The sequence below is a fragment of the Shewanella sp. 125m-7 genome (assembly GCF_052977045.1).
In genome coordinates this window covers 16,186-40,854 of the sequence record NZ_JBRILQ010000042.1, presented here as the reverse complement: position 1 = coordinate 40,854, position 24,669 = coordinate 16,186, and the positions used below count along the sequence as shown (strand labels likewise).

23 protein-coding genes are annotated in these 24,669 nt (G+C 45.1%); 14 read left to right on the top strand and 9 right to left on the bottom strand.

Annotation, left to right across the window (positions count from 1 at the left end; translation table 11 throughout):
• Nucleotides 1–584: 584 nt before the first annotated feature.
• Nucleotides 585–1,028: a universal stress protein gene (locus tag ACVBIL_RS16910; RefSeq protein WP_447168122.1), complete on the bottom strand. Its 444-nt coding sequence runs from the start codon at nucleotides 1,026–1,028 to the stop codon at nucleotides 585–587.
• A gap of 538 nt (nucleotides 1,029–1,566) precedes the next feature.
• Here ACVBIL_RS16910 and ACVBIL_RS16905 point away from each other — a divergent pair.
• On the top strand, nucleotides 1,567–2,829 hold the full coding sequence (locus ACVBIL_RS16905; RefSeq protein WP_447168121.1) for a dicarboxylate/amino acid:cation symporter: 1,263 nt from the start codon (nucleotides 1,567–1,569) through the stop codon (nucleotides 2,827–2,829).
• 145 nt (nucleotides 2,830–2,974) lie between these two features.
• Here the strand turns inward: ACVBIL_RS16905 and ACVBIL_RS16900 are convergent, their stop codons facing one another.
• Nucleotides 2,975–3,769, bottom strand: a complete 795-nt coding sequence (locus ACVBIL_RS16900) for a slipin family protein (RefSeq protein ID WP_447168120.1) — start codon at nucleotides 3,767–3,769, stop codon at nucleotides 2,975–2,977.
• A gap of 56 nt (nucleotides 3,770–3,825) precedes the next feature.
• Nucleotides 3,826–5,355, bottom strand: coding sequence for an NfeD family protein (locus ACVBIL_RS16895; protein WP_447168119.1), 1,530 nt, complete (start codon nucleotides 5,353–5,355; stop codon nucleotides 3,826–3,828).
• A 574-nt stretch (nucleotides 5,356–5,929) separates the two neighbouring features.
• Here ACVBIL_RS16895 and ACVBIL_RS16890 point away from each other — a divergent pair.
• The 9 genes from ACVBIL_RS16890 to ACVBIL_RS16850 all read left to right on the top strand — a co-directional run bounded on the left by ACVBIL_RS16890 (nucleotide 5,930) and on the right by ACVBIL_RS16850 (nucleotide 14,485).
• Nucleotides 5,930–7,291, top strand: coding sequence for a Na(+)-translocating NADH-quinone reductase subunit A (locus tag ACVBIL_RS16890; RefSeq protein WP_447168118.1), 1,362 nt, complete (start codon nucleotides 5,930–5,932; stop codon nucleotides 7,289–7,291).
• Nucleotides 7,291–8,505, top strand: a complete 1,215-nt coding sequence (locus ACVBIL_RS16885; RefSeq protein WP_447168117.1) for an NADH:ubiquinone reductase (Na(+)-transporting) subunit B — start codon at nucleotides 7,291–7,293, stop codon at nucleotides 8,503–8,505. Before ACVBIL_RS16890 ends, ACVBIL_RS16885 begins: the two co-directional genes overlap by 1 nt.
• Nucleotides 8,495–8,653, top strand: a complete 159-nt coding sequence (locus ACVBIL_RS16880; RefSeq protein WP_447168116.1) for a hypothetical protein — start codon at nucleotides 8,495–8,497, stop codon at nucleotides 8,651–8,653. Before ACVBIL_RS16885 ends, ACVBIL_RS16880 begins: the two co-directional genes overlap by 11 nt.
• Nucleotides 8,653–9,423 carry a Na(+)-translocating NADH-quinone reductase subunit C gene (locus ACVBIL_RS16875; protein ID WP_447168115.1) on the top strand — a complete coding sequence of 257 codons (771 nt, stop codon included), beginning with the start codon at nucleotides 8,653–8,655 and terminating at the stop codon, nucleotides 9,421–9,423. Before ACVBIL_RS16880 ends, ACVBIL_RS16875 begins: the two co-directional genes overlap by 1 nt.
• Before the next feature lie 4 nt (nucleotides 9,424–9,427).
• Nucleotides 9,428–10,051, top strand: a complete 624-nt coding sequence (locus ACVBIL_RS16870; RefSeq protein WP_447168114.1) for an NADH:ubiquinone reductase (Na(+)-transporting) subunit D — start codon at nucleotides 9,428–9,430, stop codon at nucleotides 10,049–10,051.
• Between the two features lie 8 nt (nucleotides 10,052–10,059).
• Nucleotides 10,060–10,668, top strand: a complete 609-nt coding sequence (gene nqrE / locus ACVBIL_RS16865) for an NADH:ubiquinone reductase (Na(+)-transporting) subunit E (RefSeq protein ID WP_447168113.1) — start codon at nucleotides 10,060–10,062, stop codon at nucleotides 10,666–10,668.
• 57 nt (nucleotides 10,669–10,725) lie between these two features.
• Nucleotides 10,726–11,943 carry an NADH:ubiquinone reductase (Na(+)-transporting) subunit F gene (gene nqrF, locus ACVBIL_RS16860; protein ID WP_447168112.1) on the top strand — a complete coding sequence of 406 codons (1,218 nt, stop codon included), beginning with the start codon at nucleotides 10,726–10,728 and terminating at the stop codon, nucleotides 11,941–11,943.
• A 233-nt stretch (nucleotides 11,944–12,176) separates the two neighbouring features.
• Nucleotides 12,177–12,464: a hypothetical protein gene (locus ACVBIL_RS16855; protein ID WP_447168111.1), complete on the top strand. Its 288-nt coding sequence runs from the start codon at nucleotides 12,177–12,179 to the stop codon at nucleotides 12,462–12,464.
• A gap of 215 nt (nucleotides 12,465–12,679) precedes the next feature.
• Nucleotides 12,680–14,485 carry an aryl-sulfate sulfotransferase gene (locus ACVBIL_RS16850; RefSeq protein WP_447168110.1) on the top strand — a complete coding sequence of 602 codons (1,806 nt, stop codon included), beginning with the start codon at nucleotides 12,680–12,682 and terminating at the stop codon, nucleotides 14,483–14,485.
• A 111-nt stretch (nucleotides 14,486–14,596) separates the two neighbouring features.
• Here the strand turns inward: ACVBIL_RS16850 and trpA are convergent, their stop codons facing one another.
• The 6 genes from trpA to ACVBIL_RS16820 form a co-directional block, all read right to left on the bottom strand.
• Nucleotides 14,597–15,406 carry a tryptophan synthase subunit alpha gene (gene trpA / locus ACVBIL_RS16845; RefSeq protein WP_447168109.1) on the bottom strand — a complete coding sequence of 270 codons (810 nt, stop codon included), beginning with the start codon at nucleotides 15,404–15,406 and terminating at the stop codon, nucleotides 14,597–14,599.
• Entirely contained in the window at nucleotides 15,399–16,661 is a 1,263-nt protein-coding gene (gene trpB, locus ACVBIL_RS16840) for a tryptophan synthase subunit beta (RefSeq protein WP_447168123.1), read from the bottom strand. The genes trpA and trpB overlap by 8 nt, the downstream gene beginning before the upstream one ends.
• Before the next feature lie 109 nt (nucleotides 16,662–16,770).
• On the bottom strand, nucleotides 16,771–18,198 hold the full coding sequence (trpCF, locus tag ACVBIL_RS16835; RefSeq protein ID WP_447168108.1) for a bifunctional indole-3-glycerol-phosphate synthase TrpC/phosphoribosylanthranilate isomerase TrpF: 1,428 nt from the start codon (nucleotides 18,196–18,198) through the stop codon (nucleotides 16,771–16,773).
• 1 nt (nucleotide 18,199) lies between these two features.
• Nucleotides 18,200–19,273 carry an anthranilate phosphoribosyltransferase gene (gene trpD, locus ACVBIL_RS16830; protein WP_447168107.1) on the bottom strand — a complete coding sequence of 358 codons (1,074 nt, stop codon included), beginning with the start codon at nucleotides 19,271–19,273 and terminating at the stop codon, nucleotides 18,200–18,202.
• 4 nt (nucleotides 19,274–19,277) lie between these two features.
• Entirely contained in the window at nucleotides 19,278–19,913 is a 636-nt protein-coding gene (locus tag ACVBIL_RS16825) for an aminodeoxychorismate/anthranilate synthase component II (RefSeq protein ID WP_447168106.1), read from the bottom strand.
• Complete coding sequence (locus tag ACVBIL_RS16820) at nucleotides 19,910–21,493, bottom strand: anthranilate synthase component 1 (protein ID WP_447168105.1); 1,584 nt, start codon at nucleotides 21,491–21,493, stop codon at nucleotides 19,910–19,912. Before ACVBIL_RS16820 ends, ACVBIL_RS16825 begins: the two co-directional genes overlap by 4 nt.
• Nucleotides 21,494–22,227: 734 nt before the next feature.
• On the opposite strand from ACVBIL_RS16820, the gene ACVBIL_RS16815 reads away from it, so the two are divergent.
• The 4 genes from ACVBIL_RS16815 to ACVBIL_RS16800 are packed head-to-tail and all read left to right on the top strand — an operon-like array spanning nucleotide 22,228 to nucleotide 24,533.
• Nucleotides 22,228–22,962, top strand: coding sequence for a DUF1538 family protein (locus tag ACVBIL_RS16815; RefSeq protein ID WP_447168104.1), 735 nt, complete (start codon nucleotides 22,228–22,230; stop codon nucleotides 22,960–22,962).
• 41 nt (nucleotides 22,963–23,003) lie between these two features.
• Nucleotides 23,004–23,789, top strand: a complete 786-nt coding sequence (locus ACVBIL_RS16810; protein ID WP_447168103.1) for a DUF1538 domain-containing protein — start codon at nucleotides 23,004–23,006, stop codon at nucleotides 23,787–23,789.
• Complete coding sequence (locus tag ACVBIL_RS16805; protein WP_447168102.1) at nucleotides 23,779–24,129, top strand: P-II family nitrogen regulator; 351 nt, start codon at nucleotides 23,779–23,781, stop codon at nucleotides 24,127–24,129. Before ACVBIL_RS16810 ends, ACVBIL_RS16805 begins: the two co-directional genes overlap by 11 nt.
• Nucleotides 24,126–24,533 (top strand): CBS domain-containing protein, encoded by a 408-nt coding sequence (locus ACVBIL_RS16800; protein ID WP_447168101.1) that lies wholly within the window; start codon nucleotides 24,126–24,128, stop codon nucleotides 24,531–24,533. The genes ACVBIL_RS16805 and ACVBIL_RS16800 overlap by 4 nt, the downstream gene beginning before the upstream one ends.
• Nucleotides 24,534–24,669: the final 136 nt, after the last annotated feature.

The window sequence follows — 24,669 nt, the reverse complement described above, 5'->3', positions numbered from 1 at the left end:
GTAGGTTGGGCTTTAGCCCATCAGTGTTGTATTTGAATGTAAGATAATTGACGGCATAAATGCCGACCTACAATGGCCATTTTCTTCTAGAACGGGCAGCGTCCGGTTAGGGGATAGTTTAGATCGCTAGGTTTCTAGGTAAGGCTTATAGGTATGGCTTCTCGGTAAGGCCTATGTAGGTTGGGCTTTAGCCCATCAGTGTTGTATTTGAATGTAAGATAATTGACGGCATAAATGCCGACCTACAATGGCTATTTTCTTCCAGAACGGGCAGCGTCCGGTTAGGGGATAGATTAGAGCGCTAGGTTTCTAGATAAGGCTTATAGGTATGGCTTCTAGGTAAGGCCTATGTAGGTTGGGCTTTAGCCCATCGGTGTTGTATTTGAATGTAAGATAATTGACGGCATAAATGCCGACCTACAATGGCTATTTTCTTCCAGAAAAAGGTTTAGTGTTAGCACTTTTTCTGTGAGCGGAGCACTCGTATTTTGTTGGGGCGTCTTGGCTTTTCCTAGGACCTAGGACCTAGGATCTAAGTCCTATAACCTAGGGCCTTTAGCCTTTAACCTAGCACTTTCTTTAAATCACTTAACGATAAGTACCGGACATGTAGCCTTATTGGCCAACGCCTCTGATACGTTAGGGTTGAGCATGTGCGATAAACCCGTATGGCCATGGCTGGCGATGACTATCATGCCAACATCGTTCTCTATACTGTCTTCGAGAATTTGCGCAAAGGTATCGCCACTCCTAATCGCTGTTTTAACCTTAAGGCTTGGCTCTAGTTCTGGAGCGACTTGTGTAACAAGTTCACTGAGTTTTTCATTGGAATAGGCGTTAAGCTGTGTCTCAAGATCTTTATTGCTCTCAACTACGATGCCGTAATTGTGCTCGCCATAGGGTTTGCTCATCACGTGTAGTAAGCGGATATTAACGTGATATAAGTTTGCCATCTCAACGGCGTAGCCTAGGGCATGAGATGCCGTTTCTGAAAAGTCTGTTGGGCATAAAATCTGGCGAGTACGCATAGTAAACCTCGGTGATAATCTCGGTGGCCATATCGGTGACCATATCGATAGCAATCAGGCGTAAAAAGCCTGCTTTAATCGGCTTAATATCCCTTTAAAAATGGGATGTCAGTTGATTGACGACTTACTATTAATAATAGACAGAATTGAGCCTGTTAGCTTGGAAAACGGCACCCTATTAAACGGGCATCTTGCGCTGTTTTTATGAGCGGTTAATCGTCTAAGGCTAAAGGCGCTTACCTGACCAATGATTCATGCCTGCTACAGGGAGGTTGTTTATGTGTGTAAAGGTTACCTTATGGTGTTGGGGATGTTATTTTTATTAACACTCGATTTTGATTATTGAGGTTTCTATTTTTTATTGCCTCTTTAATTGAGGATTGTTTAAAGTATGTTGGGTATTTCTTATTATTTATCGCAATCAATGATAACTCGTTAGTGAATCACATTAATTCCCCATTCTGGGTGCTATCGTGCTTCGTAGAATCAAAGTAGTACTCATACTATTTAATAATTATAAGTCTGTGATGGAGCTAGGGTGTTGAACAAAAAGAAAAAGTTTTATAAAAACATTGGATTCCAAGTGGTTGTAGCCATGGTCCTAGGTGCGATCGTGGGTATGATGATGGGAGAAGATGCCTCTATCTTCGCTCCGCTAGGAACATTTTTCATCCATTTAATTAAAATGTTGGTGATCCCTTTAGTCGCGGTTTCAATTATTGCGGGCGCAGCAAGCTTAGGTGCGGGTCCGTCGGCGGGTAAAGTCGGTATTGGCACGATTAGTTTCTTCATGGCAACATCAGCCTTGGCGGTGAGCTTGGCACTTGTTATGGGAGAGTTTTTCCAGCCAGGTGTTGGTATGGATTTTTCGCAGCACAGTGCGGGTCTGGCAGCGGTAACGGCTGAGCAGGGCGCGCTACCTGGCGTAGCTGATACCATTATCGGTATGATCCCAACTAACGTATTCGAAGCACTCACTGGCGGTAACATTCTGCAAATTTTGGTGTTCTGTATTTTCTTTGGTATCGCACTGACTAAAGTTAATCAAGAAGCGGCTAAGCCGATTACTTCTGCACTTAATACTATCGTTGAAGCCTTTATTTGGATGATTAACATCGTGATGTTGATTGCCCCAATTGGTGTATTTGGTTTAATGGCTGATTCTGTGGGTACCTTTGGCTTCCAGTCACTGACTGTTGTGTTGAACCTATTCCTGGTTTATGTCGCAGCCATCTTAATTTATGGCTTTATCTTCTTCCCATTGATGGTGAAGTTCTTCTCTAATGTTCCTGTTGGCAAGTTCCTATCGGCCATGAAGAAGCCTCAAGCATTGGCGATGTCTACCGCTTCATCGATGGCTGCATTGCCAGTTAACATCGAAGTGTGTGAGAAAGAGCTTGGCGTATCTAAGTCTACGGCGGCATTTGTACTGCCTTTAGGCGCGACGATTAACATGAGTGGTAACGCAATTTACTACGGTCTAGTTGCGGTATTTTTTGCTCAGATGTTTAACGTCGAATTAGGTCTTGCTGCGTATGTAGCGATTATCTTTACATCGACATTGGGCGCAATTGGTCAGGCGGGTGTACCAGGCCCATCATTCTTAGTGATTGCGGTATTAGTTGCGGCAGGTATTCCAATTGAAGGTCTACCACTATTGTTTGCTTTAGACCGTATATTTGACATGATAAGAACTACGCTAAACATTACGGGTGATGCGGTATGTGCGGTGGTTATTGATAAGTACAACCCTGAAGTTGAAACGCAATCAGAGCCAGTGCAAGCGACCAGTAACAGCTAGTCGTAAATGATTAATTGCAATAGTGACTGTATTAGTCGCTCATTGAAAAACACATAAAATAAAGCCCTTATCAGTTGATAAGGGCTTTTTGTTTTGTGTTGTCTTGTCTTGGAATGTGTTGACTATTTAACGTTTAGGATCAGTTTTAGTCTTTTTGGTCTTCATTACCTTTATTGTCTTTTTTATCAAGCACGCCGTTGAGCAGTTCCATCGGCAGCGGGAACAGGATAGTCGAGTTTTTCTCACTCGCAATTTCGGTGAGCGTCTGTAAGTAACGCAAAAGAATCGCATTAGGTTGTGTTGATAATTTGTCCGCGGCTTCAACCAATTTTGCCGAGGCTTCCATCTCACCTGATGCGTGGATCACCTTGGCTCGACGAGTACGCTCAGCTTCCGCTTGCTTGGCAATTGCTCGGATCATTGTTTCATTAAGATCGACATGCTTAATTTCGACATTTGATACTTTGATCCCCCAGCCGTCGGTTCGGTTATCGAGTATGGATTGAATATCAGTATTGAGCATATCTCTATTTGCCAGCATCTCATCGAGTTCATGTTGGCCGAGTACCGAACGTAGGGTGGTTTGTGCCAGTTGTGAGGTGGCTTGTAAGTAATCCTCGACATTGATAATCGCTTTTTGAGCATCGATCACCCTAAAATAGATCACCGCATTGACTTGCACTGAGACATTATCGCGACTGATCACGTCCTGAGTGGGCACATCCATTACAACAGTACGTAAGTCGACCCTCACCATTTGTTGAATGATAGGGATCACTATGATCAACCCAGGCCCTTTGACCTGATAAAAACGACCTAGTAGAAAGATCACACCGCGCTCATACTCCCTTAAGATCTTAAACATGCTGACGAGTATGGCGACAAAAAGGAAGATTAATACGCCTAAAAAGACACTGCCATTGGCGAAGATAGGGCCCATATTCAACTCCTTAGCTATTTAGCACTTGTTGGTTAGTACTTGTTAACTATTACTTGTTAATTAGAGATTGGAGGCTGTTCGACCTCCAGCGAAAGATCGTGACGCACGATGACAGTAACCTGTTGTGCTTTTTTAAGGTAAGTGTGCGAACTTGCAGCCCAGACTTCACCTTGCAGCTGCACAGAGCCTTTATATTCAAGCTGACTATTGCCAGTAACGTTTGCATCAGGCGCGTTTATGTTGAGTATACTTGGCGTAAAGTCATCAACCACTAGCGCCGTTTGGCCAACGATTTGGCCATCACCACTGACGATGGGGGATTTTCTATTGCGCCAAAGAGTGCCTAGCACCAACAGCGAGAGTAAGGTGACGGTTACCGAAACCGCCGCAATGAGTGGCAATGAAAGGGCGTAGTGATCGGCTTCGGTATCGATTAGAAAGAGTGAGCCAGCAGCAAAGGCGATGATGCCACCTATGCCAAACAAGCCAAAGCTTGGGGCGAATGACTCGATGGTAATAAGTGCTAATCCGAGTAATAACAGACCTAACCCGGCGTAGCTAACGGGCAGCATTTGAAAGGCATACATGGCAATCAGCAGACTAATGGCGCCCGTGATCCCGGCTATTCCAATCCCAGGGCTGTAGAACTCCAGCAAAATACCGTAAATACCAATCAACATCAGAATATAAGCGACGTTGGGGTTGGTGATAGTGGCGATGATTTCATTGCGCCAATCAGGGCGCACGTAGTGTAGCTCGGCATTCTCTAACGCTAAGGTTACCTGTTGCTTATCTATCTCGACTTGCCAGCCATTGAGTTGTGAAACTAATGTAGGCGCGTCAGGACTAATCAAGTTAATCACATTCATGTCTAGGGCCTCGTTGGCAGTGAGCGTTGCTGCTTCTTTTACCGCGAGTTCTGCCCACTCTTGATTACGACCTCGAAGCTGTGCCAGTGAGCGGATATAGGCAATAGAATCATTAAGCACTTTCTTTTCCATGGCGCTAGGGCTGTTAGTTTCGTCGCCTGACTTTGAATCGGAGCCTGAATCAGAGCCTGGGTCTTTATTTTGTGGCGCCTGCTTAGGCGCCGGAGTTGATCCCGGTCCAATACTGACTGGTGTCGCCGCACCTAAGGTTGTGGCCTCTGCCATTGCGGCGACGTGGCAGGCATAAAGCATATAGGTACCAGCACTTGCCGCCCTCGCACCGGGCGGCGCGACCAAACAAGCCACTGGTACGTTTGAGTTTAAGATACTTTGATTAATGTCTCTTAGACTAGAAACTAGACCACCAGGGGTGTCCATGACAATCACAATAAGATCGCTTGGTCGAGGGGGGGCAAGCGATGGTTGACGAGTAGAATTACCCAGTTCGATACCGTGAATGAGATACTCGCTGGTTGCTGGACCGATAGCGCCGTCAAATTGCAAAACTAATACTTGAGGTTGATATTTTTCCGATGAGGCATTGATACTTGAGTCTTGGGTGGAGTTTGCGTAACTCACGCCACAACAAATGAATAACTGTAGAATAGCTACAGTTATCAGTAGTAAAAATAAGTCGGCCAGTTTGATTGCTCTCACGGGGACGATCCATATTGTGCTTTACTACTAAGTTTAGTGTAGCTGGGCCGAATTGATGCTTAATCTAGCGTTTATGAGGCATTTTTTTGTCTTTGAAGATCAAATTAAGCGCTAGCATTGTGATGATTTTCCGTCAATGTGGATTAGGGCGGCTGAAATGAAAATATATTGAGTCGGTACAGTATTTTGAACACTTTTGCAGTGGTGTGCTTTTTGTTGTGTAATTTTACTAATTATTAGTTGACCAGAAATGGATAACAGCCTCTTCCCTTTGAATCTAGTTAACGAGAGTTTAAGGCTAAGTGGTTGTAAGTAATGGCCTTTGGTCTTTAGCATGTGTTGTCTGCATGTTGTTGGTGGATTTGTTCACTTATTCGTTTATTTACGTATTAATACTACATAAACACTTATTTCTAAAAACGTTTTTGAACCTACGTCACGAAAAACGCCTCGTTGGAGGTGATTTTTGTTGGTAACTTACAAGTTTGGCCGCAAAGTGTGAACTCTAACTCGGAATATTAGTTAACAAAGATGTATTATTGCGCATCCAAATTTTTAACGGTTGATTTTAGTGATGGCAGGTTACTCAAACCAAGTTATAACAGTCAAAAAGGGCTTAGATGTCCCCATAGCCGGTGAACCTAAGCAAGTGATCCAAGATGTTAAAATATCGTCACATGTGGCTTTGCTTGGTGAAGAATACATAGGCTTGAAACCAACGATGTTGGTTGAAGTGGGAGACAGTGTTCAAAAAGGCCAAGCGCTTTTTGAAGATAAGAAAACCACTGGCGTAATTTATACTGCACCCGCAAGCGGTAAAGTCGTTGCGATTAACCGCGGCGAACGTCGACTTTTTCAATCAATCGTTATTGAATGCGATGGTAGCGAAGCTAAAACGTTCGCTCCATGTACCGATCTTAACTCGCTTAGCCGTGAAGAAGTTCAAGCTAAGTTAGTCGAAACGGGCTTGTGGACAGCACTACGCACTCGCCCGTTCTCAAAAGTTCCTCAATTAGATAGCCGTCCTGCTGGCATTTTTGTAAGCGCAATGGATAGCAATCCATTAGCCGCTGAGCCTAGACTGGTTATCGCTGAACAAACAGAAGCCTTCGCTGCGGGTCTGCAGGTATTAAGTCATCTGACTGACGGCAAGGTACACCTATGCCAAGAGCAAGGTGACGCATTGCCAGGTCATGATCTACCAAAGGTCAGCAACCATTATTTTGCCGGCGTTCATCCAGCAGGCATTGTAGGCACCCATATCCATTTCGTCTTACCTGCAAGCCTTGACCGCCCTGTATGGCACCTTGGTTATCAAGACGTTATTGTCTACGGTAAGTTATTCCTAACCGGTGAAATTTATACAGATCGTATTGTGGCGCTGGCTGGCCCTGATGTGATTAATCCACGCCTTATTCGTATGCAAGCCGGCGGACAACTGTCTGACATTATTGTAGGCGAACTTAAAGAAGGTTTGTCTCGCGTGGTATCTGGCTCAGTATTGTCGGGCCACACTGCAACAGGTGCTCATGACTTCTTAGGTCGTTTCCACAATCAAATTAGTGTGCTGCAAGAAGATGCTAAGCATCAAGTATTGCCATGGGTACGCGGTGGCTCTAAAAAGTTTTCAATTACCCGCGCGGTCACCTCGCGGTTAAAAGATGCAAAACAGCTGTTTGACTTTACCACTCACACCGGTGGCTCTGCTCGCGCCATGATGGCATTTGGTCAGCTAGACCGCGTAATGCCACTGGATATCTTACCGACATTATTGGTTAGAGATTTAGTCGTACGCGATACCGATGAGGCGCAGGCGCTGGGTGCATTAGAGCTGGATGAAGAAGATTTAGCATTATGTACATTCGTGTGCCCTGGCAAGTACGACTTCGGCAAAGAGTTGCGTGCTTGTTTAGAGATTATTGAGAGGGAAGGGTAATGAGTCAGCAAGATAAAAAGCCTGATATCCAACAAGATTACTACGCACCAGGTAACTCGGTTAAGGGCTACTTAAGCTCTTTACTGATTGCTCACGGTCGCAGTACTCAAGGCAAAGTGCATATTCGTGACGCCATTGATGTAAAACGTACTATGACGATTGTTGGCTTATGTTTACTGCCTGCGATTTTGTTTGGCATGTACAACATTGGTTTACAAGCACAAATTGCCGTCGCGTCGGGTCTAGCGACTGCCGATGTGTGGCAGCTTATTCCGTTTAACTTGATCTTTGGCGGCTTAAGTGAACAAACCGGTATTGCTGGCTTATTCGCTTATGGTTTGAGTTTTTATGCGCCTATTTACCTAACCGCGCTAGCTGTCAGCCTGTTTTGGGAGATGGTGTTTGCCAAGGTTCGCGGCCAAGAGTTACATGAAGGCTTCTTTGTTACCGCACTATTGTTTACCCTGATTTTACCGGTTGCAACTCCACTTTGGATTGTGGCACTGGGTATCACTTTTGGTATCATCATGGCCAAAGAAGTTTTTGGTGGCATGGGCTACAACTTCTTAAACCCGGCATTAGCGGGTTTAGCATTTATCTATTTCGCTTATCCATCACAAGTTACCGCTGTGAGTCAGCTGGTGGCCGTCGATGGTTTCTCTGGCGCAACGACCTTGATGCAAACGGCAGCAGGGAAAGTGAGCTTTGCTGATTACACTTGGTATCAAGCGTTTAGTGACCCTACGTGGTGGAATGCATTCTTTGGATTTACTGCGGGTGCAATTGGTGAAACCAGTACATTAGCGCTATTGCTAGGTGGTGTATTCCTTATCCTTACGCGTTTAGCTGACTGGCGAATTGTAGCGGGCGTACTGTTTGGTATGATCTTAACCGCCACCCTGTTCAATGTGATTGGTTCAAGCAAGAACGAGCTCTTTGCAATGCCTTGGACATGGCACCTTGTCACAGGTGGTTTTGCACTGGGTATGATGTTTATGGCAACGGATCCGGTAACGACCTCTTATACCCGTAAAGGTAAAGTGGCTTACGGCCTGCTTATTGGCTTTATGACAGTGCTTATTCGTGTGGTTAACCCAAAAATGCCAGAAGGCATCATGCTGGCGATTCTGTTTGCCAACCTTTGGGCACCTATTTTCGACTATTTAGTTGCAAAAGCGAACATCAAACGGAGACTGAAACGTCATGGTCTTTAAAGCAAATACGATACAAAACAGCAGCTACCCGGTTTCGGCACTGCCTGTGATGTTGATTGCCAATATTTGGGAAATGATATTTGAGCACCTCATCTATCGCATGCCAAAGAGTGCGAATCGTCAGGTCAATACGGAGAAGAAAGCGTAATGGCATTAAAAAAAGATTCTTTTTTGGGCACCATGATTTTTACTGTGACCCTCTGTTTACTGTGCTCATTTATGATCACCGGAACATCAGAACTGCTAAAAGAGCGCAAGTTAGTTAAGAAGCGTACTGAGCTGATGCGAAATGTATTAATTGCTGCAGATGTTGATATCAGTGGTAATGACGACGTGAAAGCGCTATTTGATAAAGACGTTAAACCTTTATTGGTATCGCTCGATACTGGTGCCGTCGATAGCGACTCAAGCGTTATGGATTTTGACCCGCGTATGGCGTCAATCAATCCTGAAACCTCAAGCAAGCCAAAGAAAGACACCGCTAAGATTAAAACTCGTGCAGATCAAGTTCGAGTATTTAAAGTGTTTGACGATAGCGGCAAGCTAAGCAGCATCGTCGTCCCGATTTACGGCAAAGGTCTATGGTCGATGATTTATGGTTTTGTTGCGCTAAAACCAGACCTAAACACTATCGAAAACATTGTGATTTATGAGCACGGTGAAACACCGGGTATTGGTGACTTCCTCAATGATCCTGAGTGGACTTCTAAGTGGCATAATAAGCAGATCTTTGATGAGAAAGGCAAGGTGGCCTTTAAAGTCGTTAAAGGTGGAGTTAAAGACGGCGATGTTCACGGTGTTGATGCGGTAAGTGGTGCAACCATGACAGGTCGCGGACTACAACGTGCAGTGCAGTTCTGGTTTGGTAGTGAAGGTTTTGAAACCTTCTTCAAAAAGCTAAAAGCGTCGGAGGTATAAAGGGATGAGTACTCAATCTATTTCGACTCGTGACATTTTAACGGGGCCTATTTTTAGTAATAACCCAGTTGCGATGCAAGTATTGGGAGTTTGCTCGGCATTAGCCGTCAGTAACTCAATGCAAACTGCTTTAGTGATGACGCTTGCAGTGACCTTTGTACTAGTGTTCTCAAACTTGATTATTTCAAGCATACGTTCACTTATTCCAAATAGCGTGCGTATCATCGCGCAGATGACCGTTATTGCATCACTTGTGATTGTGGTTGATATGGTGTTGCAGGACGTGGCTTATGAGCTATCGCGCCAGCTATCAGTCTTTGTTGGTTTGATTATTACTAACTGTATCATCATGGGCCGCGCCGAAGCGTTTGCCATGAAAAACCCGCCGCATCTAGCGGTTGTGGACGCCGTGGGTAATGCCATGGGATACGGCGTGATCTTACTCGGTGTAGCCTTTGTGCGTGAGTTGTTAGGCAGCGGTACCTTGTTTGGTCATGAGATCTTAGCGACGGTAGAGAATGGCGGTTGGTATATCGCGAATGAAATGTTCAAGTTACCACCAAGCGCATTTTTCTTAATCGGTCTGATGATCTGGTCAATTAACGTCATTCAACGTAAGCGAGGTTAAGAGGCGATATGGAACATTATACTAATCTGTTTATTCAAGCTGCGTTTATCGACAATATGGCGCTGACTTTCTTTATGGGTATGTGTACCTTTTTGGCTGTATCTAAAAAGGTATCCACCTCTTTTGGCTTAGGTATCGCGGTAATCGTGGTGATGACCTTAGCGGTACCGCTTAACCAGTTGATCTACGCCAATGTGCTTGCACCTGGTGCGCTGGCGTGGGCGGGTTACCCAGAGCTTGATTTAAGTTACTTGCAACTCATTACCTTTATCGGTGTGATTGCCGCGCTCGTGCAGATCTTGGAGATGTTTTTAGATAAATACATTCCTGCACTTTATGACTCATTGGGGATTTTCTTACCCTTATTGACCGTAAACTGCGCCATTTTCGCAGGCGTTATCTTTATGGCAAACCGTGATTACACCTTAGCTGAGTCAACGGTCTTTGCTCTAGGTTCAGGTTTTGGTTGGGCAATGGCGATTGTGATGTTAGCTGGCCTGCGTGAGCGTATGAAATTCCACGCTATTCCTGAAGGCTTACAAGGTATTGGTATTGTATTTATTACCACGGGCTTGATGGCATTAGGCTTTATGGCTTTCTCCGGTATTTCTATTTAAGGGCGTTTAACGCGTTATTCCCCTTAATGAAAACGAATTAAACAAAAGGTAGATTCGATGGAAATGGCAATTGGTATCGGTATGTTCACCTTCGTGGTGAGTATATTGGTTATGGTGATTTTATTCGCTAAGAGCAAACTGGTCTCCACTGGTGACGTCAACATTCGTATTAATGATGATGGAGAGAAAAGTATCTCAACCCAAGCGGGTGATAAGCTTCTTAGTGCATTAGCCAGTAAAAATATCTTTATCCCATCGGCCTGTGGCGGTGGTGGTACATGTGGTCAATGTCGCGTTAAAGTGAAATCAGGTGGCGGAGAGATCTTAGCGACTGAGCGTGACCATATTAATAAGAAAGAAGCGAAAGAAGGCTGCCGTCTGGCTTGTCAGGTATCGGTGAAAACCGATATGGAGCTTGAAGTTGAAGAAGAGATCTTCGGCGTTAAAAAGTGGCAGTGTGAGGTTATTTCTAACAATAACCAAGCGACCTTTATTAAAGAGTTACTGCTTAAACTGCCAGAAGGCGAAGACGTACTGTTTAAAGCGGGTGGTTATATTCAGATTGAAGCGCCTGCTCACGAAGTTAAGTATGCGGATTTTGATATCCCAACTGAGTATCGTGATGACTGGGAGAAGTACGACCTATTTAAGCTGGTGTCTAAAGTCGATGAAGATGTACTGCGTGCATATTCTATGGCGAACTACCCAGATGAGAAAGGTCGTATTATGCTGAACGTACGTATTGCGACGCCGCCAAGTGACAACATTGCGCCAGGTAAAATGTCTTCGTACATTTTTAACCTAAAAGCGGGTGACAAAGTCACTATCTCTGGCCCATTTGGTGAGTTCTTTGTGAAAGAAACTGACGCTGAAATGGTGTTCATTGGTGGTGGTGCAGGTATGGCACCAATGCGTTCACATATCTTTAATCAGCTTAAGGGTGTAAAAACCAAGCGTAAGATGAGTTTCTGGTACGGCGCACGTTCAACGCGCGAAGTATTCTATCAAGAAGACTTTGATATGCTGGCTGCTGAAAATGACAACTTTGTTTGGCATGTGGCACTGTCTGATCCACTACCAGAAGATAACTGGACCGGTTACACAGGCTTTATTCATAACGTATTGTTTGAGAACTATCTACGCGATCATAAAGCACCTGAAGATTGTGAGTTCTACATGTGTGGACCTCCGATCATGAACTCATCAGTAATTGCTCTGCTAGAAAGCCTAGGCGTAGAACCCGAGAACATCTTACTGGATGACTTTGGTGATTAGCCTTTAGCTTTGATTTAACAAAAAACGCAGCCTCTTGGCTGCGTTTTTATTTTTAGGCCTAAACCAGTGCTTAAGGATTATTGACGTTATCTTAAGTTTAGGGCGAGCGATATAAACGATTTGAGGGCAAGTGGTGATATGCACTGAATCGAAATGGAGGTAGACTTTTGTGGTTAACATATCATGACGCCAGACAAATTTACCGCCTAACTTTATGATTTCCGAGTCTATATATGGCAATGCCTGAGTTATCGATTATTACGCTTATTGCCATCGTTATCGCGATGAGTTACCTGTCTATCTACCCCAAAGTGGCGGGTAGCGATATTAATCGCTTGCTTTGGAGTGATATCGGCATCTCTGCATTTGTGTTAACTCTGGTTGGGATTAAATATTGGGGAACAGGCCATGAATTTAGCTTGCTAATGTTTGATACAAATTGGTTTTGGTTCACCTTGATAATGTACGCGACCATCGAGGTGCCTGCGGCAATGTGGTATGCCCAAAAGCACAATATTTGAATGAATAATCATGATAACTAAAGCGTGATTTCTATAAGCTACGACTGACAGGTTAATCGATTGAAAGTTTCTCTATTTATTTACTAATTTTGAAACCGTGATCCTGCCATCAAAGTCGAAATATACTCGCTATAGTGTTAATTGGCAGGCAGTTTTTATTGTATTTGCTGATTATAATCTGCCTCAGTTTTTGACTCGCTGAGAATATCAATTAAATGTCTAAACCCTCTTTACTGTTACCCGCATTAGCCTTGTCTCTTAGTTTATGTAGCACCCATGTTTTCGCTTCAATTGGTGGCATGAAGCCAATGCCTGTTGAAGGGGCTCCTCTTGGTTATATCATTCATAACCCCTATGAAAATGCACCGCTAACCGCCTTAGTGACCTTAGCGGGTCATACTATTTCGGCCGTTGAAGTGACGGTTCATGCGAACGATGAAGATGGCGTGAGTCTGACTTATCAAGTCGATGATATTCGAGTGATGGATGAGGGCGGCGTGCCGATTTTTGGTCTTTACCCTGCATTTATGAATCGCTTTACCGTTAATTGGTTGGAGAACGGTGAGCGTAAATCTCATGATTATCAGATGCTGACGCCGGATATTGATATGGGCTTTTCAGAAAGCCAGTGGGCTAAAGCGCCAATTGTTGAGGTTGAGCATGTGGACGCTGACTTTAAAGACAGATTGTACTTTGTAAACTGGACCAATCCCGACGGTAAAGCAGCGCCACTGATGCACAACAACTCTGATGCGCCTGGGGCATTTTCTTGGGACGGTAAACCGGGATTTTTCATTATCGATACCGCGGGAGATATTCGCTGGTATATGAATCCTTATACTACTCATGACGCGAAAACCTACGATAACGCAGGTTACGCCATGGGCATGAACGTGACTAAAGACGGCAACATGGTGTGGGTACAGGGTCAAGGCTGGAAGAAGATGTCGATCATGGGGCGGATGATCTCTGAGCACAGCTTACCTGGTAACTTCATTGATGCATCCCATGAGGGCATTGAAGGCGCAAACGGCAATGTATTTATCCGTGCAGCGGCTAAAGATTACCGCACCGACGATGGCCGCTTGGTCAATACCATTCGTGATCAAATAGTTGAAGTCGATAACACAGGCAAACTGGTGGATTACTGGGACTTGAATACCATCTTAGATCCCATGCGAGACGCAGCGCTGTTGTCACTCGATGCGGGCGCGGTGTGCCTAAATATTAATCTAGACAATGCGGGTCATCAAACCACTGAAGAAGACTTAGCCAATGCGCCTTATGGCGATATTCACGGTGTGGCAACTGGTCGCAATTGGATCCACGTTAACTCGATTGAGTACGATCCTACTGATGACAGCATCATTATCAGTTCTCGCCATCAATCCGCAGTCATTAAAATTGGCCGCGATAAACAAGTTAAGTGGATTTTAAGTGCCAGTAAGGGCTGGAGTGAAAAATACCAAGATAAGCTATTAAAGCCAATCACTGCAGATGGTGAGCCTATTTGGTGCAACGAGAAGGGCGCATGTCAGGATAAAGATTTTGACTTTAGCTGGACATCGCACACGGCTTATTTAGTCCCTGAAAAGGGCACCTTAACCGTATTTGACAACGGTGACGGCCGCGATTTAGGTCAGCCAATGTTTGCTAACGAAAAGTATTCGCGCTCTGTTGAGTATAAAATCAATGAGCAAAACATGACGGTACAACAAGTCTGGGAATACGGCAAAGATGAGCTTGGTTATGCAGGTTACTCACCGGTGACCTCTATCGTTAAATACCAAGCAGATAAAGACAGTATGATGAGCTACTTCGCTTCTGCTGGTCTATTTGGTTTAGGCGGTGGTTACGGCAACCTTAAGATGGATGACACCACAGGTAAGGTACAGTCAATTTTGGTTGAACACAGGTATGGCGAAACCAAACCCGCGGTGCGGATTAATATCGATAGCCATGATATGTTTGCTACTGGTTATCGCGCTCAGGTTATTCGCGTCAATGATATGCTGAAATAATCTTGCTGGTTAACAGAATCTTATTGAGTTAAACATAGTGTAGACGTGCATTATGCCAATAAAAATAGCGCCATTAAGGCGCTATTTTTTTGCTTGTAACAGTATTAGAAATTAGCGAGCTGTGGCCGCTTTCATATTACGGGTAAATTCTGCAAGGGCACTTAACAGGGCTGCCTCGTTGTCTTTATTGGCTTCGATAATTTTAACCACTGCAGAACCAGAGATTGCGCCAGCGGCTCCGGCATCAATAGCCGCTTTTACCTGACTCGGCTCGGCGATACCAAAACCAAGTAGTGGTGGCGCGCCATTAAACTCTTTTAGCCGACTTAGAATATCGCCGATTGGCATACCCGCTTTTGATTCTGTGCCTGTTACGCCAGCACGTGATAAAAGGTAAGTGTAACCTTCACCTTTGTCGCTCACTTGCTTAAGTGTCTCGCTATCAGCATTAGGCGGTGCGATAAAGATAGGGCACACGCCATGCTTTTTGGCTGACTCGATAAAGGGCGTCGCTTCTTCGACTGGCACGTCAGCAATCAATACTGAATCAACACCCGCCGCTTGGCACTTGGCGTAGAAGTTATCGATGCCATTAGCAAACACTAGGTTGGCGTACAAGAGTAGACCAATCGGTAAATCAGGGTACTTAGCACGAATGCTAGCTAGCATCTCAAAGCATTGAGATGGCATAGTGCCTGCTGCTAAGGCGCGCAAGTTAGCGCCTTGAATCACTGGGCCGTCAGCTAAAGGATCTGAAAACGGAAAACCCAGCTCTAAGGCATCGGCGCCATTTTCCACTAAGGTGTCGATAATTTTCAGTGATAACTCTGGAGACGGATCGCCTAAGGTTACGAATGGCACAAATGCGCCTTGTTGTTTTTCATTAAGGGCGGCAAAGGCTGCCTGATAACGATTACTCATTGCCACTCTCCTTGCTGTTTTGTTCGGCTGTCGTTTGGTTTTCTACTTTTTGCTGTTCAGCTTTTTTCTCTTCAACTTCCTGTTTCTCAAGAATGTCCGCAACGGTGAAGATATCTTTATCGCCGCGACCAGATAGGTTAACCACAAGCAAGGTTTCTTTGGTGGCTTCTTTTGCAAGTTTTACCGCATAAGCAATGGCGTGAGCAGACTCAAGCGCTGGAATAATGCCTTCAGCGCGTGCGAGTAATTGGAAGGCTTCAAGTGCTTCATCGTCGGTCGCTGACTCATAAGTGGCGCGGCCAATAGCTGCAAGGTGCGCGTGCTGTGGGCCTACCGATGGGAAATCAAGACCTGCAGAAACTGAATAAGATTCTTCGATTTGACCTTCGCTGTCTTGCATCAACGGCGCTTTCATACCAAAGAATATACCGGTTTTACCGTGTTTAAGCGGCGCGCCATGCATTGGGGTATCAATGCCTTTACCCGCAGGTTCAACACCAATCAATGCAACCTCTTCTTCATCGATAAAGTCAGCAAACATACCTATCGCGTTTGAGCCACCGCCCACACAGGCGATAACCGCATCGGGCAGCCGACCTTCACGCTCAAGGATCTGTGCTTTGGTTTCTTCGCCAATCATGCGTTGGAATTCACGCACAATTGTCGGGAATGGATGCGGCCCTGCCGCCGTGCCAAGTAGGTAGTGCGCTTTATCGTAGCTTCCAGACCAGTCACGCATCGCTTCGTTACAGGCATCTTTTAAGGTGGCAGAACCTGAGGTGACAGGGATAACTTCTGCGCCCATCAGCTTCATTCTAAATACGTTTGGTGATTGACGTTCAACGTCTTTCGCGCCCATATACACCTTACACTTAAGGCCTAGCAATGCGCAGGCAAGGGCAGTTGCCACGCCGTGTTGACCCGCGCCAGTTTCAGCGATGATCTCTTTTTTACCCATACGTTTGGCCAGTAGCGCTTGACCTAACACTTGGTTCGTTTTATGGGCACCGCCATGAAGCAGATCTTCACGCTTTAAATAAATTTTGGCTAGCGGATTAGGGCTTAAGTTACGGGTTAGCGTTAATGCTGTTGGGCGCCCCGCGTAGTTCTTTAATAGATCGGTAAACTCTTTTTGAAACGCTTCATCTTCTTGCGCTTCGATAAAGGCGGTCTCTAACTGCTTAAGGGCTGGCATTAAAATCTGTGGTACGTACATACCGCCGTATTCCCCAAAGTAGGGATCTAACTTGCTCATAATCTTATCCTTTATCTTTTCAATTTGTTGCCACTGGCTGGTTGAGCCAATGGCATAATCTTGTTTAGGCTGTAGCTTTGAATCTATTTGGTACTTATTTTCAATATAATTAGTACTGGCGCAGTCGCGTAAATGCTTCAACAATTTTGTGGGCATCTTTAATTCCCGGGCTTTGCTCAAGACCAGAGTTAAAATCTAAGCCATAAAATCCTTGGTTTGCCGCCTGCACTGCGTTATCAGGGCTTAAACCGCCAGCCAGTAGCGCGAGCTCTTTACTCGGAAGAACCTTTTGCCAGTCGAAGCGTTGTCCCGTACCGCCAAATTGGCCGTCTGATTTGCTATCAAATACGACGCGATCAATGCCTGCAGGAATGACTAATTCATTGTCACTTGCCACATCCACTGCTACCGCCTTCCAAATCTGAGTCTGGCTATTGTTTGTGGACAAGATTGCTTTTAATGCATCAATTTCGAGTGCGGTTTCTTTTCCGTGTAATTGTACTGCAAACAGATCTAACTCAACCGCGAGTTTGGCAATTACATCGGCTGCTTCATTAACAAACACGCCAACCAAATTGAGTTTGGTGTCAGTTTGATTGAGTTGTGTGACTAACTCTTGTGCTTGCTCTGGCGTGACTGCGCGCGGTGATTTTTTTGCAAAAATCAATCCGCCATAGACGGCGCCAGCTTTAGCGGCAGCAAGCATATCTTCGATGCGGGTTAACCCACATACTTTGTTGTGACCAAGTGTAAGAGTTCTGCAGGCTAGATCGAGATCCTCTTCTGCCATAAGCGAGCTGCCCACTAAGAAACCATCGACTAAGGGCGCTAAACGGCGAACTTGCGCTTGGTTATAAATCCCTGACTCGCTGATCACCACTCTGTCAGCCGGAATATGGGGGGCGAGCTCTTCGGTGGTAGCAAGGTCGGTTGAAAGATCGCGCAGGTTACGATTATTGATGCCGATAATCTTGGCATTAAGCGCGATGGCGCGAGTCAACTCAGCTTCGTTGCTAACTTCGGTCAAGATATCTAATTGATATTTTGCGGCCTCGAAAGCAAGGGCTTGATAGCGGGTGTCATCAAGTACTGACAACATTAATAAAATAGCGTCTGCGCCTTGGTGAGCGGCCAGTTTGACTTGGTATTCGTCGACGAAAAAATCTTTGCACAAAATGGGCTGGGTCACTCGAGCACGTACTCGCGGAATATAGTCCATATCGCCTTGAAAGAATTGCTCATCGGTTAATACCGAAATACCAGCAGCGTAGTGGTTATAGACGTCGGCGATAGCATCGACATTAAACACATTACGAATTAAGCCTTTAGATGGACTGGCTTTTTTACACTCTAAAATAAATCCAGCATTTGGCGCTTTAAGGGCATCAAATAAACTTCTGTCAGACACTTTAGGCGATAAATCGTTTTCAGGAAAACGCTGTTTGAGTGAAGCGATATGAGCCGTCTTAGTAGCGACAATCTTAGTCAGTACATTGCTTTCTTTTATCACTGGTGCTGCTCTTAAATCCGTGCTCACATTAAGCTCCTTTTCCGGCTTGGCTAGCATCGCTAAGCTGGGTCAATAATTGGTAGGCTTTACCGCTGTTTATTGTCTCTAACGCCAAAGCTGTGCCTGACTTGATGTCATCACAAACCCCTGCAACATACAGGGCACAGCCAGCATTGATGGCAACCGCATTCATGTGTGCACTTTGACCTGTGCCTTGTAAAATTGCGCGAGTGTACTCGGCATTTTCTTCCGGTGCACCGCCTTCTAAATCAGTAAGCTTTGCCTCTGGTACACCCAGCATAGCGGGAGTGATAAGGTATTCTTCTATTTCGCCATCTTTTAGTTCATGCACTAAGGTATCACCGTGTAGCGCCACTTCATCGAGGCCGCTACCATGAACCACCATCGCACGTTTAATGCCTAGAGCCTTAACGACCTGGGCGATAGGCGCAACCAGCTCTGGGCTATAAACGCCTAGTAGCATAAAGTCAGGGCGAGATGGGTTAATAAGCGGCCCTAACACATTAAACAAGGTGCGAGTTTTAAGCGCTTGGCGCACAGGTACAGCATGGGCAACACCGCCATGATAGTGAGGGGCAAACAAAAAGCATAAACCTAGCTCGTCTAAACAATCACGCGCCGTTTCTGGTGCCATGGTTAAATCGATGCCAAATTGCGCCAATAAGTCTGATGATCCTGATTTACTCGACACGCTACGGTTACCGTGTTTAGCAACATTAGCGCCAGCCGCCGCTGCAACAAAAGCGGCTGTGGTTGAGATATTAATGGTGTTATGGCCGTCGCCGCCGGTGCCAACAATATCGACTATGCCGTTGCTTGAGGTTGCAGCACTTGGCGCAGGAAAGGCTTTGGCTGCTGCTCTAAGTGCGTCTGCTGCACCTGAAATCTCATCGATGGTTTCGCCGCGCATTTTCATCGCAACCAGCATTCCCGCCATCGTCACTTCATTCATTTCGCCTTGAATGATTTGGCTAAAGAGTGCTTTAGCCTCTTGTCGAGATAGACTCTCACCGCGATAAAGGGATTCGATAAGTGCTTCAGTAGGCTTGATTTCAATTGGTTTAACTTGAGTTTGGCTCATGATCTTATCCTTCTACTTCATTTTGGCTTAGGCTCGTTTGGTTCTGCTTTTCATTAGCTAAACAACGAGCAAGATAATCCAAGCTTTGCACTAATAATTGGCTACCTAAAGTAGTCAAAATCGACTCAGGATGAAATTGGAAACCCACCGCGTTATCTTCTCGGTGAATAATGGCCATTGGCATCTCTTCTGTGGTGGCGATAATCTCAAGACAATCAGGCACTTTGGTGGCCACTAAGCTGTGGTAGCGGGCTACAGGAAGCGGTGACGGTAAACCTGCAAAGATATCTTGTCCATTATGAAAGGTTGGGCTCGCTTTGCCGTGCACGACTTGTTTTGCGCGCTCAACTTTACCGCCGTAATGCTCAACTAATGCTTGGTGGCCAAGGCAAATACCCAGCATAGGCACTTTTCCTGCCACGCTTTCAATGAGCGCCATCAATGAACCTGCTTCATGAGGCGCACCAGGACCGGGTGATAATACCAGTGCCGCCGGTACTGTTTCGTTTAACAGTTTGTTGGCGATAAAACTCGCATCAACATCGTTACGGTAGATCACCACTTCATAGCCTAGGCTTCTAAATTGGTCCACTAAGTTGTAAGTGAACGAGTCGAAGTTATCGAGTAGATAGATTTTCATAGTCCACCTCCCATTTTTATGGCTGAAATAACCGCTTGCGCTTTTTGACGAGTTTCATCGGCTTCGGCTTGTGGGTCTGAGTCGTACACCACCCCAGCGCCAGCTTGAATATAGGCGGTGCCATCTTTAACAAAGGCAGAGCGAATAACAATACAGGTATCCATATCACCAAGGCCATTTAAGTAACCTACTGCGCCGCCGTAGCTGCCTCGGCGTGTTTTCTCTGCACCGCGAATAAGCTGAGCCGCGCTAACTTTTGGTGCGCCAGTTAAGGTGCCCATATTCATACAAGCTTGGTAAGCGTGCAGGGCATCGAGGTCTTGCCTAAGTTGACCTGTTACGCGGCTGACTAAATGCATAACATGAGAGTACCTATCGACTTTTAATAGCTCAGGTACTTTGCGGGTGCCGCTTTGGCTGATGCGGGCAATATCATTGCGCGCTAAGTCCACCAACATGATGTGCTCTGACAGCTCTTTTTTATCTAGGCGCAGTTCAAGCTCATTGCGGCTATCTAGATCAAAGTCTATTTCACCGCTGGCGGTTTTACCCCGCTTACGGGTACCAGCAATCGGGTAGATCTCTACTTGGTTACTTTGAGCTTCATATTTAAGTGCGCTTTCTGGCGATGCGCCAAACAGGGTGAAGTCATCGCCGCGAAAATAGAACATGTAAGGGCTTGGGTTTGTAAGCCTTAATGCGCGGTATGCCCCTAATGTGTTAGGGCAGGGTAAGCTAAAGCTGCGTGATGGCACGACTTGGAAAATATCGCCGGCAATAATGTGTTCTTTGAGAGCGTTGACCGTATCTTTGAAGTCTTCGTCGGAGATATTGACTTGGGTTTGGGCGTCAACCGTTTGCAACTTAGCAATGGGGGCTAATGAATGGCAGGTTTGTTGTAACTGGGCCATACGTTCAGTGAGCAGCTGACTTACTTGATTTGAGGCGACTTGTGTTGGCTCAATAAATTGATGGGTAACAATCTCAGCGCTTTGCTGCTGGTGATCCACCAGAATTAAGGTTTCAGCAAGATAAAACAGGTAATCAGGGCAGGTATTATTGCCTTCAGGCACGCTTGGCAAAGGCTCAACTGTATCGATTAAATCATAAGAAAGCACGCCGCCTAAAAACAGGTCTTCAAACTCAGGACTTTCATCACAACGAATGTGCTTAACCAGAAGTCGTAGCCCATCAAGTGGCGAGGTTGACTTTAAACGAGCATCTTCATCGAGTTGATTTCGCTCTTTTTGCAGGGTAAGCGTGAGACTCGTATCAGTTGTTGCTTGGCATTGGCTATCAGGAAACGCGTGCTGGAAGAATGAGCTGATCGGCGTCAGTAGGGCTTTGCCGTTATCCGTTAACGCTTGAAATAGTAACTGGTAACCATCACAGCGGACCTTCATCGCAGCGTGGGTTAGCAGTATGCTTTTTAAGTGATCTTTACTGTCAATCTCAGCGGATTCAAGCAGCATGGTGTGAGGGGCATCTTGAGTCACATGCTGGTATAAGCGAAGCGGGTCATCATGATATGCCAGCGCCTCTTTTTGAGTGACAACCTTAGCGATAGTATGCTGTGTCATGCTTATGCTCCTGCCTTGTAGGGTAATGCATTATTCATTGTTTTATCTCACTTTATCTTATATCAATCACGATGTTTATTACACGTAATTGCTCATTGCCCGCTGCCTTGGCTTTTTTGTTTCTCGCTGTTTTATTATCGCTTAAATACAAGAAAGCCCGCAGAGTGTGCGGGCTTTCTTGTTGAATCTTGGCTCAGTTTTATGAGCACACAGTTTCACACCACCCGCTAAGTTGGGAAGTGCCACCACCAATTAATATTTTGGAAAGTAATAAACTGTGTCATGTAAAATTCATCTTGTTTGCTTCAGTGACTATATAAAAACATTTGCGAGTGAAAGCTGTCAATTGAATATTTCTATTTTTGACTGATTTTCACTAATTGAGTGGATAAATTTGTCTAATTTTATTTTTATAGGGAGGTTTTGGTGTTTTATGAGTGGATTTTGCTAAAAACTGTCATTGTCGAATTTGATTGTTTGTAGCTTTTAAGCCGTTAAATGAACATGCTGGTTAATATTGCTCCAGCGCTGGAATATACAAGTAATACGTTAAACGGTATTAAGAGTACTTTTAGCTGAGCATAGTTAATCTTGTTTGCGGCCTAACAGCTTAATCCTTGTGTTGATATGGGCGATATTTGATCTAGCTCAAAGTTGTTGTAGCACATGTTAAGTATTTGTTGTGATCGCTGCTGGTTTTGGCACACTGAAAATGTGGCCCCAAAGGAGTGACTATGGCTTCAATCAATCAGCTGTTCAAAGCACTATTTAATAGTTTCAAAGATCTGATCCCTATCATATTCGTGGTGTGCTTTTTTGAGCTATTCGTTCTACAACAAGCACCCGATAATCTTTTTTCAATTTTAATTGGCCTTGTTTTCATTGTTATCGGTTTAACTTTCTTTGTTTTTGGCCTTGAGATGGGGCTGTTTCCTATTGGAGAATCGCTTGCTCAGGCACTTGCTCGCAAGGGGAGCGTATTTTGGCTGGTGGTTTTTTCATTTTCGCTCGGTTTTGGCACCACGTTAGCAGAGCCAGCGTTAACTGCTGTGGCCAATGAGGCCGCAGAGGTTGCGGCAGAGGTCGGCGCGATAAAGTCGAGTGAGACGTCGATGGATAGTTACGCGATGGGGCTGAGGTTAACGGTTGCTTTATCAGTAGGCTTAGCCATTTTGCTTGGCGTAGTTAGAATTTTAAAAGGCTGGCCTATCCATTACCTGATTATTTCAGGCTATATCATAGTGATGATTTTGACCTCGTTTGCCCCTGAAAACATTATTGGCATCGCCTATGATTCTGGCGGGGTGACCACATCAACCATTACTGTGCCCTTAGTGACAGCCCTTGGTGTTGGACTTGCTACAGTGATTAAGGGGCGAAATCCCATGCTTGATGGTTTCGGTTTAATTGCGTTTGCCAGTTTAATGCCGATGATCTTTGTGCTTATCTACGGAATGCTAGTGCTTTAATGCTAGTGCTTTAATGCTAGTGCTTTAATGGGAGTGCTTTAATGGATATGTTGCACCAATTACTCGATACCTTACTTGTCACCATACGTGACGTGGTGCCGATAGCGATTATTCTCTTTGGTTTTCAGTTAGGGGTATTAAAAAGGCCCATTGCTAATTGGCGGCGAGTGGCTGCAGGTTTTGTGTACGTGATTTTAGGGTTAAGCTTTTTCTTAGTTGGCCTTGAAATGGCGCTATTTCCAATAGGCGAGAGTATGGCTGAGCAGCTCACCTCCCATGAGTTTATTCATCAAGATGATCTGCAAAATACCGTTAATGGATGGCAGGACTATTATTGGGTCTATATTTTCGCGGCGGCGATAGGCTTTAGCACCACGATTGCTGAGCCATCATTAATCGCAGTGGCAATTAAGGCCAATCAAGTATCGGGTGGCACCATAGGTGTTCAAGGTTTACGTATTTCAGTGGCTATTGGGGTTGCCTTTGGTATTGCATTAGGTTGCTTTCGAATTGTTGTTGGCGATCCTATCCATTACTACATTATGGCCGGTTATCTGCTGGTGGTGATTCAAACCTTTTATGCACCGAAAATGATAGTACCGCTCGCCTATGACTCTGGCGGCGTGACGACCTCCACCGTTACTGTCCCGCTGGTTGCCGCATTAGGCCTTGGCTTGGCGACCAATGTGGAGGGACGAAATCCACTTATTGATGGCTTTGGCCTTATTGCTTTTGCCAGCTTGTTTCCCATGATCACTGTAATGGGCTATGCCCAGTTGGTGGAATTTAAGAACAGAACCCAAAAGGAGCGAGATAATGCGCTTTAAACTTATTCTGGTGTTTATTGATGATGCCTGTACTGACTCGATTTTAGATGCTGCTCGCAGTAAGGGCGCAACCGGAGCGACTGTGATCAACCATGCTCGCGGCGAAGGCCTTAATAAGCAGAAAACCTTTATGGGTCTGTCGTTAGATGTTCAGCGGGACGTGGTGTTGCTATTAGTTGAAGAACACTTAAGCCGAACCATTTTAGAAACGGTGAGTAAAGTCGGTGAGTTTGATAGCGACTCGGGTAAAGGTATCGCGATTCAAATTGATGTGGAAGACGCTGTCGGTGTTGCGCATCAAGTCCAAAAACTCAGTCGTGATATTGAGGACCAAATATGAAACCACAAAATCCAGTTAGAAATCATGATGTGATGAGTCAAGACTATGCCATGGTCGATGGATTACAAACCGTAGCTGAGGCTATTGAGCACGCAGTTAAGAACAAGGTGAATGTACTGTTTGTTAATAAACGCCATGATGATGACGAGTTTGGTATGGTGTTGATGAGTGATATCGCCAAAAAAGTGTTAGCGCAAGACAGATCTCCTGAGCGAGTTAATGTGTATGAAGTTATGGTTAAACCTGTGCTGACAGTACCTGGAAAGATGGACGTTCGTTATAGTGCGCGTCTGTTCGATCGTTTTGGCATTACTAAAGCGCCTGTGATTGAAAATGGCAAGATAGCAGGGCTAGTGAGCTATCACGATCTAGTGCTCAAAGGTATGATTAACAAGATGATATGAGTTTGTTTGATACGAATTTTAGCTGCTAAATTAAGCTGGTAAATAGTGCCGCTAAATCAATAGCTCACAGAAACCGAGTTAGCGCTTAACTCGGTATTAATCGTTGCCGATCTATTTTTCTCGGAGGCTTAGTGCT

Excerpts from the sequence above, each read along its gene's own strand:
- ACVBIL_RS16910 (WP_447168122.1), bottom strand. The coding sequence starts at position 1,028 with ATGCGTACTCGCCAGATTTTATGCCCAACAGACTTTTCAGAAACGGCA.
- ACVBIL_RS16900 (WP_447168120.1), bottom strand. The coding sequence starts at position 3,769 with ATGGGCCCTATCTTCGCCAATGGCAGTGTCTTTTTAGGCGTATTAATC.
- ACVBIL_RS16890 (WP_447168118.1), top strand. The coding sequence starts at position 5,930 with ATGGCAGGTTACTCAAACCAAGTTATAACAGTCAAAAAGGGCTTAGAT.
- ACVBIL_RS16885 (WP_447168117.1), top strand. The coding sequence starts at position 7,291 with ATGAGTCAGCAAGATAAAAAGCCTGATATCCAACAAGATTACTACGCA.
- ACVBIL_RS16880 (WP_447168116.1), top strand. The coding sequence starts at position 8,495 with ATGGTCTTTAAAGCAAATACGATACAAAACAGCAGCTACCCGGTTTCG.
- ACVBIL_RS16875 (WP_447168115.1), top strand. The coding sequence starts at position 8,653 with ATGGCATTAAAAAAAGATTCTTTTTTGGGCACCATGATTTTTACTGTG.
- ACVBIL_RS16870 (WP_447168114.1), top strand. The coding sequence starts at position 9,428 with ATGAGTACTCAATCTATTTCGACTCGTGACATTTTAACGGGGCCTATT.
- nqrE (WP_447168113.1), top strand. The coding sequence starts at position 10,060 with ATGGAACATTATACTAATCTGTTTATTCAAGCTGCGTTTATCGACAAT.
- nqrF (WP_447168112.1), top strand. The coding sequence starts at position 10,726 with ATGGAAATGGCAATTGGTATCGGTATGTTCACCTTCGTGGTGAGTATA.
- ACVBIL_RS16855 (WP_447168111.1), top strand. The coding sequence starts at position 12,177 with ATGGCAATGCCTGAGTTATCGATTATTACGCTTATTGCCATCGTTATC.
- ACVBIL_RS16850 (WP_447168110.1), top strand. The coding sequence starts at position 12,680 with ATGTCTAAACCCTCTTTACTGTTACCCGCATTAGCCTTGTCTCTTAGT.
- trpA (WP_447168109.1), bottom strand. The coding sequence starts at position 15,406 with ATGAGTAATCGTTATCAGGCAGCCTTTGCCGCCCTTAATGAAAAACAA.
- trpB (WP_447168123.1), bottom strand. The coding sequence starts at position 16,661 with ATGAGCAAGTTAGATCCCTACTTTGGGGAATACGGCGGTATGTACGTA.
- trpD (WP_447168107.1), bottom strand. The coding sequence starts at position 19,273 with ATGAGCCAAACTCAAGTTAAACCAATTGAAATCAAGCCTACTGAAGCA.
- ACVBIL_RS16825 (WP_447168106.1), bottom strand. The coding sequence starts at position 19,913 with ATGAAAATCTATCTACTCGATAACTTCGACTCGTTCACTTACAACTTA.
- ACVBIL_RS16820 (WP_447168105.1), bottom strand. The coding sequence starts at position 21,493 with ATGACACAGCATACTATCGCTAAGGTTGTCACTCAAAAAGAGGCGCTG.
- ACVBIL_RS16815 (WP_447168104.1), top strand. The coding sequence starts at position 22,228 with ATGGCTTCAATCAATCAGCTGTTCAAAGCACTATTTAATAGTTTCAAA.
- ACVBIL_RS16810 (WP_447168103.1), top strand. The coding sequence starts at position 23,004 with ATGGATATGTTGCACCAATTACTCGATACCTTACTTGTCACCATACGT.
- ACVBIL_RS16805 (WP_447168102.1), top strand. The coding sequence starts at position 23,779 with ATGCGCTTTAAACTTATTCTGGTGTTTATTGATGATGCCTGTACTGAC.
- ACVBIL_RS16800 (WP_447168101.1), top strand. The coding sequence starts at position 24,126 with ATGAAACCACAAAATCCAGTTAGAAATCATGATGTGATGAGTCAAGAC.